Here is a 15038-nt window from a genome sequence, read left to right on the forward strand (position 1 = left end):
TAGGTTTTGTTTAAAAACTCCCTTTAATTACTAAAGCTTTTCATTTATAATAAATTTCTGAGAGAAAAAAATAGTTTAACATACAGGAGGAGATCTTATGAATAAAAAAGATTTAGCAAGAATGATAGATCATACTATATTAAAAGCAGACGCTACAGAAATGGAAGTTGAAAAACTTTGTACTGAAGCATTAGAGTATAATTTTGCATCAGTTTGTATTAATCCATCTATGGTAGAAAAAGCTGCAAATATGTTGAAGGGTAGTGATGTGAAGGTTTGCACAGTTATTGGATTTCCTTTAGGAGCAACAACAACAGAAGTAAAAGCTTTTGAAACAGAAGATGTTATTAAAAAAGGTGCAACAGAAGTTGATATGGTTATAAATATAGGAAAGCTTAAAGAAGGAAACATAGAATATGTTAAGAAAGATATAGAAGCTGTAGTTAATGCTGCAAAAGGAAAGGCTTTAACAAAAGTTATTATAGAAACTTGCCTTTTAACTGATGAAGAAAAGGTAACAGCTTGTAAATTATCAAAGGAAGCAGGAGCAGATTTTGTTAAGACATCTACAGGATTCAGCACTGGAGGAGCTACAGCAAGTGATATAAAACTTATGAGAGAAACAGTAGGACCAGATCTTGGAGTTAAGGCTTCAGGTGGTGTTAGAAGCTTAGAAGATGCAATGGCTATGATTGAAAATGGAGCTACAAGAATAGGAGCTTCAGCTTCAATAGCAATTTGTGAAGGAACTAAATCTAATTCAACTTACTAATTATAAAGCTGTTGATTTAAGGTAATCTATAAATATGGATTGCCTTATTTTAATGTAAATAAAGTATAGAAATTTTACTTATGTATTTAAATTTTTCATTTCAATAAAATTAAATAAAAAAGGAGAAGTAATGAGTTATTTAATATTAATAATAGGTTTTATACTACTAATAAAAGGTGCTGATATTTTTGTAGATGGAGCTGCAAAAATAGCTAAAAAGTTTGGAATACCATCAATAATAGTAGGGTTAACAATAGTATCTTTAGGAACGAGTGCTCCAGAACTATCAGTTAGCTTAATAGCTTCCTTTGAAGGTAATAATGGAATAACAATTGGAAATGTGTTAGGATCTAATATATTTAATACCCTTATGGTATTGGGAGTAACAGCAATTATAATGCCTATAGTAATTAAGAAAAATTCAGTAATTAAAGATTATATAATAAATATTGTCGTTTCAATTGTTTTATTAGTTTTGACTTTTGGAAGAGTATTATTAAATAAAGAAGCTGCTTTAACAAGAATATCAGGAATAATATTATTAATTTTATGTACAATTTATACAGTGTATTTAATTAAATCTGCTAAAAGTAGAAAAGAAGAAGATTCAGAAGAGGAAGAAGATATAAAAATTTTAAGTTGTATAATAAAAATAATATTGGGAATTATAGGAATTATAGCTGGTGGTAATTTAGTTGTTAGTTCAGCATCAGATATAGCATATTCTTTTGGATTAAGTGACAAACTAGTCGGATTAACTATAGTGGCTGTAGGTACTTCATTGCCAGAATTAGTAACTACGATGATAGCATCAATTAAAGGAGAAAATGATATTGCTATAGGAAATGTATTAGGTTCAAATATATTCAATATTTTATTAATACTAGGAGTTTCATCTTCAATTAATGCAATTCCAATTTCTTCATCACTATTAATAGATATATTATTTTTAATAGTGATTTCTATAATACTTGGAATTTTTATGTTCAAAGGAAAGAAAGATAAATTAAAGCTTGATAAGCTTGAAGGTTTAATTTTAGTACTTTTATATATTATATATATGATTTACATAATATCGAGAAATTAATATTTACTTTGGAAAAATAAAGCTTTATATTAGTTATTAATCCATATATACAACATTTTTTATAACATTAAATTTGTACAAGAAACAAATAATAAGGATGTAAGTTATAGGAGGTGTTTAAGATGACTAATGGATGTGGTTGTAAAAATAAAAAAGCAGAAGAAAAGAAACATACTGATGAATGTGGATGTCATGGAGCAAAAAAGACAGCTACAAATAATCAATGGGGTAAATAGTAATTAAATAAAATAGTCTGTAATAAACAAATGTTTATTACAGACTATTTTATCATTAAGGCACTTTAAATCATATTATATTAATAGAAAGATTAAGGATATGATATGAGTGAAGTTTTTACTAGTATTTGTAACTGAAGCTGTTGCCATAATTCTTGCAATAGTAGATATTATTCCCTATTTAAAGGAATATAAAAATAGGAGTTAATTAAAACTCCTATTTTTATATATCATATTTTAATTTTAAATAAAAGTTTGTTTCTGTAACTTTTTGATAAGGATCAACCCATAAACTACCGATACCTAATGTTAATCCTGATAACAACCACCATCCAATAAATGAAAGCTGTAGTATAAATAACTCCCATTTATAGCCGTACATAAGATTTGAACTTTCTTGTAAACATTGTATTATTCCTTTATCAGGATTTTCAGCTAAAATATAAAATGCTTGTGAAAACATTAAAGCTACTATAATTCCAGGAATGATGAAAAATAATGTTCCTAATATTATAGCAATTCCCATTATAATAAATAATCCAAGTGCCTTAAAAAATATTTTGAATTGTGAAAATAAATCTGCAAATTTAGGTTCTTCTCTATTAGTTGTAAAGTTTAAAAGAAATTTACTTAAACCAGTAGATACAACACCACCAAATATCAAAGAGATTAAGTTTAATGTAAGAGTTAAGTTTTCTGAAATTTCTATTACGAAATCTACACCCTTAGACATGTTATAGGAGTTAATAATTAAATTTGATACAAGAACAGTAATTATTGCTAAGCCCCAACGACCTTTTAATTGTTCTTTTGCTTTAGATTTTAATTCAGCTCTATTCATTATACACCTCTAAAACTTATTTTAATATTATTATATAATATTTCCTAATTATATCTAATAGTTATATCTAATATTTTTCAATTAAAATTTTTAATTTTTAGAAGATATAATTTCTTATTAAATTATGAACTTAATAAGAAATTATATTTTAATATTAAATAGCTAATATCCTTACAAATAAAAAGTAAATAAAAATACATAGTATAGTTTTATAGTTTTTAATGAGAGGTAAAGATTTTAAAAAAATATATTTACAAACATTACATTATACTGTAATATATACTATATAAAACAGTAAAAAATATCTGGGGGATGAATATGGATAATATTAGAAACATTACACCAAAAAAAGGATCATTTTTAAAATATCTAGGATGGCTAATTACAGCTTACATAGTAGCAGGAATATTTTTAGCTTTTAATAGTAAGTTGATATTAGATTTTACATTAAGTTCATTTTATATTGTAGGAATATTTGTTGTAGTAACAGCAGTTTATGCTTTTTTTACATTTAATAAGAAGTATGGACTAGCAGCAGTTATAGTAGCTGTAATTTATATTTTATCATTAGTGGTATTTAGTCCTATAGTTAGCTATAAAGCTCATAGAGAATTAATTGGTAATATTGAAGGTGTTGAATTTAGTAATGAAATTGAGCATATAGATTTAAAGCAATTACCAACAATAGATAAAGAAGTAGCATATAAGTTGGCAGATAAAAAATTAGGGGAAATACCTAGCTTAGGAAGCCAAGTAACTATTGGAGATTTAACATTACAAAGCGTGGGTGGACAACTTTACTATGTTGCCCCTTTAGAGCATTCATCATTATTTAAATGGTTTACTAACAGAGAAGGAACAACAGGATATATAAAGATAAGTGCAACAAATGAAAGTGACGTTCAATTAGTAACAGAAGTGAATGGAAAAGATATTAAAATTAAATATTTAGAATCAGCGTATCTTTTTAGTGATTTGCACAGAGCAGCTTATATTAAAGATATGAAAGCAGGGCATACTGATTTTACATTTGAATTAGATGATGAGGGAAATCCATATTGGGTTGTTACTAGATATGACAATGCTATTGGAATAACAGAAGCAAAAGCAACAGGAGTATTAGTGTTAGATGCTGAGACTGGAGAATCTAATATTTATGGAATAGAAGATGCACCAAAGTGGATAGATAGAATTCAACCAGATAGATATATAAAAAATTATATAGATAAATGGGGAGAACTTGTTCATGGGGTATTTAACTTTAGTGATAAAGATAAGTTAAAGTCTACAGATGGAATGAATTTAATATTTAATAATGATGAATGTTATTATTTTACTGGAGTAACATCAGTGGGAAATGATGAAGGGTTAGTAGGGTTTACTTTAACTAATACAAGAACAGGTGAAACAAACTTATATAAAACATCAGGAGCAACAGAAACTGCAAGTATGAAATCTGCACAAGGTAAGGTTCAACAATATGGATATACAGCAACCCTGCCGTATTTAATAAATATACAAAATGAACCAACTTATTTTATGACTTTAAAAGATTCTAATGGATTAGTTAAACAATATGCTATGGTAAATGTCAGAAACTACAATATAGTGGGAGTTGGAGATTCATTACAGTCAACTCTTAATAAATATTTAGAAGGATTAACAAATACTAATATTTCACTTGAAGGAAGTAATAGTGAAGAAACATTAGAAGGTGAAATCGAAAGAATTGGATTAGTTGTTAAGGATGGAACTAGTATTTATGATATAAGAATAAAAGGAAATGATAATATATTTTCAGTTTCAACAGAAACATCAAGAGAAGTAGCATTAAGTTCTGTTGGTGATAAGATAGTAGTTAAATTTATAAAAGTTGGAGATGGAAAATTTATATTAACAAATTCATTTGAAAATATTAGTTTAAAGGGAATACAAAATTAATAAAATTAAATATGCTGTCACAAAATTAAAAATTTAAATGTAAAATTAAGTTAAAAATATTTAGTTAGTTTAATATATGAAATATTACTACAAATTTACATTGTAACTAAAAGGGGATATCGCTGATATCCCCTTTTAATTTTGGAGCAAAGAATAAAATGATTTATATTTAATAATTATTTTGTTAATAAAAGTAGTAATATAATTTAAATTTAACACATAAAATGTTTAGAACATTATAAGAGCAAGTTTTATATAGAGGTGTTAAATGAAGATAAAAATAGATATATATTCAGGATTTTTAGGAGCAGGAAAAACCTTTCTTATGAAAAAACTTATTACTGAAGGAGCATATGAAAAAAACATAGCAATTATAGAAAATGAGTTTGGAGAGGTAAGTATTGATGCAGCTATACTTAGACAATCTAGTATAGAAGTTAAGGAAATAAATTCAGGCTGTATTTGTTGCCAAGTTACTGGTGATTTTAAGGAAGCAGTATTAGAAGTAATAGAAAAATATAATCCAGATAGAATAATTGTTGAACCTTCAGGGGTTGCAAAGTTAACAGATATAATAAAAGTATTTAGGGAAGGAAAATTAAAAGAAAAATTAGAAGTTGATAATATAATTACTGTTATTGATCCTGAAAAATTTGATATGTATATTAATAATTTTAAAAATTTTTATGAAGATCAAATATTAAATACTAAGAAAATAGTTTTAAGTAGAGTTCAAAAGTTAGATTATGAAAAAGTACAAGAGGTAGTTTCAAAAATAAGAAAATTAAATAAACGAGCAGTTATTATTAGTGAAGATTGGAGAAAGATAAAGGGAAAGGAAATATTAAATCAAAATGACTATGAAAGTTTAAATTTAAAGAGCAGTAACTTATTTAAGCCTAGATTAAGTAAAAAGTTAGAAGAGTTCAAGAAAGCTGATGAAGTTTTTGAAACTTTTGCAATATATCCTAATTCTAAGATATCTAAATTAGAATTAATATCAAAGTTTAAATTTATATCTTCATCAAAAAGCTATGGGGATGTGTTAAGAGCTAAGGGAATTATTAAGCTTATAGATGGAAGCTATGGGCAGTTTGATTTTGTAAAAGATGAATTTGATATTAGAGAAATAAAAGATAATAACAGTAGTGTAATATCTTTTATTGGTATTAAATTAAACAAAGAAGAGCTAAAAGGGCTTTTTAAATGAGGATAAGAAAATGAAGTGTAGGCTAGAAGTTGTAAGCGGATTTTTAGGCTCAGGTAAAACATCTTTTATAAATTCGTATTTGAAAACAGAAGTGTGCAGTAAACAAGAAATATTAGTAGTTCTTCTAGAAAGAGGATCTACTAATATTGAAAAAGGTTTTAGGAATGTAAAAATAATTTATTTAAATAATTGCAATAATATAGAAAGTGTTTTGTTAGACGAAATAAAATATAAAAATTACAATAGGATAATAATAGAATTTAATGGAACTTATAGTTTAGATGTAATTGCCAATCTTATTAAGAATAAAAAAATTAAAGAAAAAATAAATTTCTATGGAAATTATTATATAGGAGAATCAAGTAACTTAGAAGTTTATTTAAAAAATATGGGAGAGCTTATAATACCATTTGTACAATCAAGTAAAATTATTGTTTTAAATAATTTAAATTCTATAAATGAAGAAAAAAGAAAAAGCTTAGTAAATATACTTGAAAGTATTAATCTTACTGCGCCAATTATATGTTCTTTAAGCATAAATAATTTAGAAGAAGATTTGAAATCAAGTAGTTATTTTAAAGAAAGTATATTGACTAGGAGAATTAAAACTCTTCTTAATAAGGAGGGAAGATAAAGGGTGGGTATTGGTTTAGAAAAATGGGCTAACACATTTATAAGCATGATTTTAGAAGCATTACCTTTTATATTAATTGGATCCATTGTTTCAGCAGTAATACAAATGTACATTTCAGAGGAATTAGTAAAAAAAATACTTCCTAAAAATAAGTTTATTTCAATAATATTTGCAGCATTTGCTGGAGTTTTTATTCCAATATGCGAATGTGCTATAGTACCTATTGCAAAAAGCTTAATTAAAAAAGGAGTACCTGTAGGAGTTTCAATAGTATTTATGCTTTGTGTTCCTATTGTTAATCCTGTAGTTATGGCATCAACTTTTTATGCATTTAATGACATAAGAGTTGTTTTAGTAAGAGTATTTGGTGGAATATTATGTGCTATAATTATAGGAATTTTAATAGATTTATTAACCAATAGAAGAAAAGAAATTATAAAAAATACTTTTGATTATGAAAATTTATGTGACTGTGGTTGTGTAGTAACAGATTATTTTTATAATAAATCAAAAATAAGGTTATGTTTAGAGCATGCTAATAAGGAGTTTTCAAATATATTAAAGTACTACATATTTGGGTCTTTTCTATCTAGTATATTTATAACTATGGTTGATGAAACTATGCTAAATAATATGGCAAATGGAAAGTATTTAGCTATAATTGTAATGATGTTACTTTCCTTCTTACTTTCTTTATGTTCAGAAGCTGATGCATTTATAGCAAAAGGATTTTTAGATCATTTTGGACTACCAGCTATATCAGGATTTTTGATACTTGGACCAATGATAGATTTAAAAAATGCTATAATAGTTGGATCGTATTTTAAAAAAGGATTTACAATTAAACTTATTACCTTAATTGTTTTAGTTGTACTAGCGTTTTCAGTAAGTTTAACAATAATCATATAGGAGGTAATATGAAGAAATTTAATATAGATGAATTTATATGGCTATTAATATTAATTCTTTTAACAGCATTTATTGGTTATTTAATGATGTCAGGTTATATATATAATTTTTTAAGTCCTAAAACTGCTAAAAATTTATATATAGCTTTAGTAATATTACCTGTTTTGATTATAGTTCAAATATTTAAAGTTATAAGCTTCAATACTAGAAAAGATAATTCAATTAGTTATATACCTATAATATTTACTTTAGCAATTGGAGTTTTTATATTATTAAATGACTTTGTTTCTCAAGAGCAATTTGGTAAAAATGACCATAAATTTAAAAATAGTTATGGGAATCAAGCAATAGAAATATCTTATGAAAATCATCATATAATTGAAGAAATTAATGAAAGTGGACAAGAGTATTTAGGGAAATATATAATATTCACTGGATTTGTACACAAGCATAATGGAGAAGAAAAATTTATTTTAGCAAGAGAAGAAATGAACTGCTGTGTAGCAGATTCAGTAATAATAGGATTGAATTCAATATGTCAAGATACTTTAAATGAAGGGCAATGGATTAAAGCTTTAGGTAAAATAGAATATGATGGAGAATATTACTTTAACATAGAGGAATATATTAAGGTGAAACCACCAGATAACCAATATTTTTAACAAAAAGTGACTAGTTATATCTTTTATAACTAGTCACTTTATTTATAATCATTCAGGTTCAACATGAATAATGATATCTATTTTTTTTCCTAGTCTATCAGATAAAGTATTCTCAACTTTATGAACAAGGCTATGTGCTTCATCAACGCTTAATTTTGAGTCTACTTTTATGTGCATATCTAAGAATACATAATCCTTATATCCTCTAGATCTAATATTATGAACATTTTTAATATCATCAAATTCATCTAAAATATCAACAACAACTTCCTGATCTAACATCACCTTATCTGTTAAAGAAGAAAGATTATCTTTAAATATTTCGTAAGATGCATGAAGAATAAAGAAAGCAACAACAAAAGATGTAATTGTATCTATTACAGGTGGAAGTCCAAGTTTTACAGAAAATAAAGCTATAAGTACTCCAATGGAGACAAAAATATCACTCTTAGTATGAAGAGAATCAGCTATTAATAATTGACTATTAAGCTTTTGACCTTGCCTATTTTCATAAGAGGCAACAAATATATTAATAAATAAAGTTATTAATATAATAATTAAACTTTCTAGACTAACTTCTAATGTTGAAGGATTAAATAATTTACTAATAGAAGATTTAATAACATTAAAAGATATAAATAGAAGCATTGTGCCTATAAACATACTTGCAATTGTTTCGAATTTTTTATGACCATATGGATGATCGATATCTTTAGGTTTTGAAGCCATAACGATTCCAATCATTCCTACAATATTCGATGCACCATCTGAAATGGAATGAAAGCCATCAGCCATCACACTAGCACTATTAATAACTAATCCAACTACTATTTTTGATACTGCAACAACTATATTGGCAATTAATATTACTAATAATATAATTTTAACTTTTTTATAATTAGATTCTATTTTAGTTCTCTCCTTTACAAATAATCTATAATTTCATTTTATTCCTACAAAATATAAAAGTTACAATGAAATAAGAAATGTAAAATAGAAGAAATTGGTGTAAATAAATGTTAGTTTCAAAATTTAGGGGTAAGGGGAAAGATTTAATTATTGAGAAGGTATTTATAAATATATTTTGGTTAAACTAAAAGTAAAATTAGTGAAGGTCGGTGTATTCTTGTGACTATAATAAATTTTACTTTATTTAATTTTATATTATATTCCATAGTAGGTTGGATAATTGAAGGTGTCTATAGTTATATAATAACTGGAAATTTTAAAAAAGAAGGTTTTATGAAAGGGCCATATAAGCCAATGTATGGTATTGCCTTTACTATTTTAGTATTGTGTGATAAATATTTTAATTTTAATATTATAACAACTCTTATATTATTTTTAATAGTTCCAACAAGTGTGGAGTTTATAAGTGGATATCTATTAAAAGAAATATTTAATAAACAATACTGGGATTATTCTAAATTAAAATATAACTATAAAGGGTTAATAACATTAAGATTTTCCTTGTATTGGATGATATTATGTTATGTAGGGATTAATTTAGTTCAACCTACCATAAATAATATATATTTAAGTTTAGAAAAATTATTTAGAGTAACAAATTTTATTCTTTTTTTTATAATGTTATTTGATTTAATAATAACTGTAAAAATACTTCATAGAAATCCTATAATTCAAAATTAATATTAAATAGATTTATCACATAAATTCAAGGTTGCTTAATTCTTAGTATTTTTATATGATATAGTTATATAAATAAAATTAGTTAAGAAGGAGAAGATTATGTCATTTGAAAAATTAGATGTAAAAGATACAGAAGTTAAAGATGGTAGGAGTTGTGTAATTTTATGTAACTTTAATGCAAAAGAAATTAAAACAGTAAGCAATCTTGCTGGAATGATCGGCATTAGAGATAAAATTATCTTAAGTTATAAAAATGGAAACTCAATTGTAAAAGATGTACTAGAAGGTAATATATTAAATGATTTAGAAGATGGGATAAAGAATAAAGCAATTATATTTAATAATATTCCTGGTGCTAAAATGGGTATATTCATTGAAAACTTAAAGAAGTTTAGAGTTAAAAATGTTTTAAAAGCAACAGTTACAGAAACATCAAGAGAATGGACTGTAAATGTATTGTTGAAAAATTTAGTTGCTGAAAGAATAGCAATGAAAACAGGTAAAGATTTTGAACATGATGAAGAATAATACATTTTATAATTTAGTTATTAGTTAAAAGAGGAGATTATAAATGGGTGTTAAAAGAGAAGTTGAGTTACAAACAATAACAACTAGATTTTTAAATCTCAAAAGTTTAGGATTAGATGAAGAAACAATTATAAAGTTACTTGAAATAAATGAGGAAGATTTAGAAGTTATAAAATTAAATTTAGAAAAATAATTAAGATAAGACTTAAGGTCTTATCTTAATTTTAATAGGCGCAAAATGAAATTAAATAAAAAAACTAAATATATATTAAATATTATTTTAAGTATTATTATATTAACATTTTTAGGATTTATAATTTGGACAAGCAACACATATAAACCATTAAATGAATTATTTAATACCATAAGCGTAGATGAATATTCTAAGGAAGAAGGCTTTTATGTATTTTATCCAAAACAAAATAATAAAAATGTAGGAATAGTCTTATATCCTGGTGCTTTGGTTGAACCTTTAAGTTATTCTTATTATGCTAATGAGTTATCAAAGGAGGGATATTTATTAGCAATTGCAGATGTTAATTTTAATTTGTCAATTTTAGATAATAATAAAGCAAGCAAATTTATAAAAATGAAGACAGATATAGAGAAATGGTATGTTGGTGGACATTCTATGGGAGGAGTAAGTGCGGCTATGTTTGCAGAAAATAATCAAGACATAGTTAAAGGGGTAATATTTTTAGCTTCCTATCCTGCAAGAAGTAGTGATTTATCAGATAATGATATAGAAGTTCTTAGTATATATGCCGAAAATGATGGATTAACAACTATAGATAACATAGAAGAAAGCAAAGAAAATTTACCAACAGAAGCAGTCTTTAAAGAAATAGATGGTGGGAATCATGCACAATTTGGAGTGTATGGATACCAAAGTGGTGACAATGAGCCAGAGATATCTTGGGAAGAACAGCAAAAAGAAATGATAAAGATAACTTTAGAATTTTTAGAAAAATAGATATTGTAAACATTATAAGTTTACAATATCTATTTTTTTATATTTCAGACATAACAGCAACAGCTAATAATCTAGGTCCAGAGTGAATTCCAACTGCTGGAGTTATAGTACCCTTATAAATAAAAGTAGTATTTTCATGGGAAGATAAAATTTCTTTAAGCTTTTCAGCTTCTTCATGCATAGTGCCAGTCATTATTATAACTTTTCCTTTACCTTTATTTAAAATATCTGTAGATAAGTCTAGAAGTTTTTTAAATGCTTGTTTAGATCCTCTTACTTTTGTATAATTTGTATATGAACCATTATCGTCCATAGTTATAATAGGCTTTAAGTTTAGTATTTCACCTATTCCTCCAGTGACTTTGCCAATTCTACCACCTTTTATTAAGTATTCTAAAGTGTCTACAGTAAAATACATCCATAAATTTTCTCTAAGCTTAGGGATTATATTACATATATCTTCAAAATTCATTTTTTTCTTAATCATCTTACCAACTTCTATTACGATTAATCCAACTGCCATTGACAAAATTTTAGTATCAAATATAAATGTATTTATTTTATCTTTAAATTCTTCACTAGCCAGTTTAAAGCTATTTATTGTACCAGATAATCCAGATGATACAGGTAAAACTATAGCCTGAGTATAACCTTCTTTAATTAATTCATTATATAAAGATGTTATATCATCTACAGATGGCATAGAAGTGGTTGGTAGCTCTTTTGGTAATTTAGAATAAACTTCTTCAGGTGTAATATTTATTCCATCTATAAACTCTTTATCTTTATATAATATTTTTAAAGGAACAACCTTAACATCGTATTCATTAATATATTCTTTAGGTAAACCACATGTACTATCAGTTATCAAAGCAATTTTATTCATATAAACATTCCTTTCGCATATCGTTATATAAATAATACATCATAAAATTATATAAAGTCAATATCTAGTTTTTAAAACTAGATTAGGTGTTTTTGATAATTCAGGTATCAAAAAAGTAACTTATTCAATTATTCCAAATATTATGATATACTATCAAAAAAGAAGAGGAGTGATGTTGTGAATTATTTTATTCTATTTTTAGAGGGAATAATAACATTTATTTCCCCATGTATATTACCTATGATTCCTATATATGTCTCATATTTTATGGGAGGTAATGATGAGGGAAAGAGTAATAAGGCTTTGATAAACTCTATTGGATTTGTAATTGGATTTTCAATTGTCTTTACAATTCTAGGTGGAGCGGCTGGAACCTTTGGAGTATTTATACAAAGATATATGAAAACTTTTAATGTTGTAGCAGGAGCATTATTAATTTTATTTGGATTAAATTACATTGGAGTGTTAAAAATATCAATCTTAGATAGAAGCTTTAAATTAAAAAATAAAAGTAATTTAAATAATCTTAATTTAATTTCATCAGTATTATTTGGAGTTGTTTTTGCAATAGGATGGACACCATGTGTTGGAACATTTTTGGGATCTGCTTTAATGCTAGCAGCAAATAGCCAGGATTCAATGCAAGGGATATTTATGTTACTTACTTATAGCTTAGGTCTTGGAATTCCATTTATAATATCAGCATTATTAATTGATACCTTAAAGGGTGCTTTTACTTTTATTAAGAAAAATTACAAGATTATTAATACAATTTCAGGGATATTATTAATTATAATAGGTATTTTAATGATAACAGGATACTTAAACTTATTATTATCATTACTTACATTTAATTAGGGAGGTAAAAAGTTTGAATAATAAGAAAAAATTAATAACAATAATTATATCTTTAATTTTATTAATTGTAATAGTAAAGTTTGGATATGGATATTTATCAGGAGAATATATGCCTATAGATGCAACAAATGGAAATAGCTCAACAGATTATAAATCGGCTCCAGATTTTGAAGTTTATAATGAAGATGGAAATGCCATAAAATTATCTGATTTTAAAGGGGAAAAACCAGTTGTAGTAAATATATGGGCAAGTTGGTGTGGACCATGTAAAGCAGAAATGCCATATTTTGAAAATGCTATGGAAAAGTATGGTGATGATGTTGAAATACTTATGGTAAATCTTACAGATGGTCAAAGAGAAACTAAAGAAAAGGCATTAAATTATTTAAAAGAAAATAACTTAAATATGAAAATAGTATTTGATACAAAATTTAGTGCTGCAAATGCCTATGCTGTTCAAGCAATACCAAGAACTATATTTATAGATAGAGATGGGAATATAGTTAAAGACAATAAGGGATTAATTGATGAAAAAATATTAAATGATTATATTAAGAAGCTTATAAAGTAAAGATTTAGAAAATGTAAGGTCAGGCAAAAGTTTATGTGTCTGATCTTATATTTTTATAGTAGTATAAAATATAATGATTTTTAGTTAGGGGGATATTTAGGTGGATAGCAAGAGGTTGCTTTCTTTAATTAAAAAGGAAGAAGGGGTAAAACTAGATTTTAAATTAAAGCTATCCTTACAATCAGAAGGTAATAAAAAAGAGCTTGCGAAGGATGTTTGTGCTATTGCTAACTCTAGAGGTGGAAGAGGTTATATAATAATAGGTGTAGAAGATAAAAGTAAAGAAATTATCGGTGTAAATGAATCAGAAATTATAAAAGAAGAGCAAGTGCAGCAAATAGTATCATCAAGATGTGAGCCTCCTATACCAATATCTGTTGATACATGCAAGATACAGGGGAAGAGGATATGTGTAATAACTATATATTCAGGAGATCAAAAGCCATACCAAATAAGGGAAAGTGGAGCATTTTACATAAGAAGAGGATCGACTACAGATACAATGAGAAAACAAGAATTAATTGAAGCCTTTGAAGAAAATTTAGATTTTTTTATGGAAACATCTACAGTGATGAAAAGTGATATTTCATTTTTAGATGAAGATTTGCTTAGACAGTATTTTAAAAATAAAGGAATAGAGTTAAATGAAGAAAATAAAGAATTTCTTTTAGAAAGTTCTAGAATAGCATATAGGGAAAAAGAAAGTGGAAAGATGAATTGTACTTTAGGTGGATTGTTAATATTCTCAAATTATAATAGCTTATGGATACCTCAGAATATGATAAAAATTATAAATAGAATAAATAAAAATAAAGATGAAGTTATTGTAATTCAAGGTAGTATATTAGAAATGGTAGATAAATCAGAAAGAGTAATTTATGATTTAATGCCAAATGATTACCCATCATCTGCAATAATAGAGGGAGTTAAAAATGCAGTATTGTATAGAAAATACTCATCAGTAAATAGAGTTATAGAAATAAGTATTGGATATAAATCTGTATCTATAAATAGCCCGGGGGCCTTGATAGAAAAAAGCAATTTAGGTAAGGAAATAAGCCATAGTAAAAGAAATATTTGGATATATGAAAAATTAATAACTTTAGATAATAATAAAAGATTTTTAAATAACGGAAGAGGGTTTTCAAGAATGAAAAAAGCTTTTTATGGGTTTGGAAAAGTCAAGCTAATAAATTCAATTAAAGATGATTATTTTAAGGTTATATTGCCAGGTGTAAGTATATATGATAAATAATAAGTAAGTTTGTGATTTTATCACA

At 25.7% G+C, this 15038-nt stretch carries 17 protein-coding genes; 14 read left to right on the forward strand and 3 right to left on the reverse strand.

Annotated elements, in window-relative coordinates; all coding sequences use genetic code 11:
- Nucleotides 1–97: 97 nt before the first annotated feature.
- Nucleotides 98–772 carry a deoxyribose-phosphate aldolase gene (gene deoC, locus CSBG_RS06555; protein ID WP_008678125.1) on the forward strand — a complete coding sequence of 225 codons (675 nt, stop codon included), beginning with the start codon at nucleotides 98–100 and terminating at the stop codon, nucleotides 770–772.
- 130 nt (nucleotides 773–902) lie between these two features.
- On the forward strand, nucleotides 903–1859 hold the full coding sequence (locus CSBG_RS06560) for a calcium/sodium antiporter (protein ID WP_008678127.1): 957 nt from the start codon (nucleotides 903–905) through the stop codon (nucleotides 1857–1859).
- Nucleotides 1860–2318: 459 nt separating this feature from the next.
- Here the strand turns inward: CSBG_RS06560 and CSBG_RS06565 are convergent, their stop codons facing one another.
- Nucleotides 2319–2936 carry a DUF975 family protein gene (locus CSBG_RS06565; protein WP_008678131.1) on the reverse strand — a complete coding sequence of 206 codons (618 nt, stop codon included), beginning with the start codon at nucleotides 2934–2936 and terminating at the stop codon, nucleotides 2319–2321.
- A gap of 318 nt (nucleotides 2937–3254) precedes the next feature.
- On the opposite strand from CSBG_RS06565, the gene CSBG_RS06570 reads away from it, so the two are divergent.
- The 5 genes from CSBG_RS06570 (at nucleotide 3255) to CSBG_RS06590 (ending at nucleotide 8292) form a co-directional block, all read left to right on the forward strand.
- On the forward strand, nucleotides 3255–4877 hold the full coding sequence (locus CSBG_RS06570) for a hypothetical protein (protein WP_008678133.1): 1623 nt from the start codon (nucleotides 3255–3257) through the stop codon (nucleotides 4875–4877).
- A 268-nt stretch (nucleotides 4878–5145) separates the two neighbouring features.
- Complete coding sequence (locus CSBG_RS06575; protein ID WP_008678135.1) at nucleotides 5146–6087, forward strand: GTP-binding protein; 942 nt, start codon at nucleotides 5146–5148, stop codon at nucleotides 6085–6087.
- A gap of 10 nt (nucleotides 6088–6097) precedes the next feature.
- Nucleotides 6098–6721, forward strand: a complete 624-nt coding sequence (locus CSBG_RS06580; protein ID WP_035285108.1) for a GTP-binding protein — start codon at nucleotides 6098–6100, stop codon at nucleotides 6719–6721.
- 3 nt (nucleotides 6722–6724) lie between these two features.
- A complete protein-coding gene (locus CSBG_RS06585; RefSeq protein ID WP_035285110.1) occupies nucleotides 6725–7630 on the forward strand; it encodes a permease in 906 nt (301 codons plus the stop codon).
- An 8-nt stretch (nucleotides 7631–7638) separates the two neighbouring features.
- Complete coding sequence (locus CSBG_RS06590) at nucleotides 7639–8292, forward strand: hypothetical protein (RefSeq protein ID WP_008678137.1); 654 nt, start codon at nucleotides 7639–7641, stop codon at nucleotides 8290–8292.
- A gap of 48 nt (nucleotides 8293–8340) precedes the next feature.
- On the opposite strand, the gene CSBG_RS06595 is transcribed toward CSBG_RS06590, so the two are convergent.
- A complete protein-coding gene (locus CSBG_RS06595) occupies nucleotides 8341–9201 on the reverse strand; it encodes a cation diffusion facilitator family transporter (RefSeq protein ID WP_035285115.1) in 861 nt (286 codons plus the stop codon).
- Nucleotides 9202–9420: 219 nt separating this feature from the next.
- On the opposite strand from CSBG_RS06595, the gene CSBG_RS06600 reads away from it, so the two are divergent.
- The 4 genes from CSBG_RS06600 to CSBG_RS06610 all read left to right on the forward strand — a co-directional run bounded on the left by CSBG_RS06600 (nucleotide 9421) and on the right by CSBG_RS06610 (nucleotide 11443).
- Entirely contained in the window at nucleotides 9421–9942 is a 522-nt protein-coding gene (locus CSBG_RS06600; RefSeq protein WP_008678140.1) for a putative ABC transporter permease, read from the forward strand.
- Nucleotides 9943–10041: 99 nt separating this feature from the next.
- The gene (locus tag CSBG_RS06605; protein ID WP_008678142.1) at nucleotides 10042–10470 is read left to right on the forward strand and encodes a DUF3783 domain-containing protein; all 429 of its coding nucleotides are present in this window, start codon (nucleotides 10042–10044) and stop codon (nucleotides 10468–10470) included.
- Nucleotides 10471–10513: 43 nt separating this feature from the next.
- Nucleotides 10514–10663, forward strand: a complete 150-nt coding sequence (locus CSBG_RS18215; protein ID WP_008678143.1) for a hypothetical protein — start codon at nucleotides 10514–10516, stop codon at nucleotides 10661–10663.
- Between the two features lie 45 nt (nucleotides 10664–10708).
- Nucleotides 10709–11443 (forward strand): alpha/beta fold hydrolase, encoded by a 735-nt coding sequence (locus CSBG_RS06610; RefSeq protein ID WP_008678145.1) that lies wholly within the window; start codon nucleotides 10709–10711, stop codon nucleotides 11441–11443.
- Nucleotides 11444–11480: 37 nt separating this feature from the next.
- Here the strand turns inward: CSBG_RS06610 and CSBG_RS06615 are convergent, their stop codons facing one another.
- The gene (locus CSBG_RS06615) at nucleotides 11481–12329 is read right to left on the reverse strand and encodes a DegV family protein (protein ID WP_008678147.1); all 849 of its coding nucleotides are present in this window, start codon (nucleotides 12327–12329) and stop codon (nucleotides 11481–11483) included.
- Between the two features lie 177 nt (nucleotides 12330–12506).
- On the opposite strand from CSBG_RS06615, the gene CSBG_RS06620 reads away from it, so the two are divergent.
- The 3 genes from CSBG_RS06620 to CSBG_RS06630 all read left to right on the forward strand — a co-directional run bounded on the left by CSBG_RS06620 (nucleotide 12507) and on the right by CSBG_RS06630 (nucleotide 15013).
- Nucleotides 12507–13187, forward strand: a complete 681-nt coding sequence (locus CSBG_RS06620) for a cytochrome c biogenesis CcdA family protein (RefSeq protein WP_008678149.1) — start codon at nucleotides 12507–12509, stop codon at nucleotides 13185–13187.
- Between the two features lie 13 nt (nucleotides 13188–13200).
- On the forward strand, nucleotides 13201–13758 hold the full coding sequence (locus CSBG_RS06625; protein ID WP_008678152.1) for a TlpA disulfide reductase family protein: 558 nt from the start codon (nucleotides 13201–13203) through the stop codon (nucleotides 13756–13758).
- 100 nt (nucleotides 13759–13858) lie between these two features.
- Entirely contained in the window at nucleotides 13859–15013 is a 1155-nt protein-coding gene (locus CSBG_RS06630; protein WP_008678154.1) for an RNA-binding domain-containing protein, read from the forward strand.
- Nucleotides 15014–15038 lie beyond the last annotated feature (25 nt).

Origin of the sequence: Clostridium sp. 7_2_43FAA (assembly GCF_000158375.2) — a bacterium.
Classification (GTDB): Bacteria; Bacillota; Clostridia; order Clostridiales; family Clostridiaceae; genus Clostridium; species Clostridium tertium.

What these genes read in the sequence shown, in the direction of transcription:
- CSBG_RS06565 (WP_008678131.1), bottom strand. Translation starts at nt 2,936, where the DNA reads ATGAATAGAGCTGAATTAAAATCTAAAGCAAAAGAACAATTAAAAGGT.
- CSBG_RS06605 (WP_008678142.1), top strand. Translation starts at nt 10,042, where the DNA reads ATGTCATTTGAAAAATTAGATGTAAAAGATACAGAAGTTAAAGATGGT.
- CSBG_RS18215 (WP_008678143.1), top strand. Translation starts at nt 10,514, where the DNA reads ATGGGTGTTAAAAGAGAAGTTGAGTTACAAACAATAACAACTAGATTT.
- CSBG_RS06615 (WP_008678147.1), bottom strand. Translation starts at nt 12,329, where the DNA reads ATGAATAAAATTGCTTTGATAACTGATAGTACATGTGGTTTACCTAAA.
- CSBG_RS06610 (WP_008678145.1), top strand. Translation starts at nt 10,709, where the DNA reads ATGAAATTAAATAAAAAAACTAAATATATATTAAATATTATTTTAAGT.
- CSBG_RS06580 (WP_035285108.1), top strand. Translation starts at nt 6,098, where the DNA reads ATGAAGTGTAGGCTAGAAGTTGTAAGCGGATTTTTAGGCTCAGGTAAA.
- deoC (WP_008678125.1), top strand. Translation starts at nt 98, where the DNA reads ATGAATAAAAAAGATTTAGCAAGAATGATAGATCATACTATATTAAAA.
- CSBG_RS06570 (WP_008678133.1), top strand. Translation starts at nt 3,255, where the DNA reads ATGGATAATATTAGAAACATTACACCAAAAAAAGGATCATTTTTAAAA.
- CSBG_RS06575 (WP_008678135.1), top strand. Translation starts at nt 5,146, where the DNA reads ATGAAGATAAAAATAGATATATATTCAGGATTTTTAGGAGCAGGAAAA.
- CSBG_RS06590 (WP_008678137.1), top strand. Translation starts at nt 7,639, where the DNA reads ATGAAGAAATTTAATATAGATGAATTTATATGGCTATTAATATTAATT.
- CSBG_RS06560 (WP_008678127.1), top strand. Translation starts at nt 903, where the DNA reads ATGAGTTATTTAATATTAATAATAGGTTTTATACTACTAATAAAAGGT.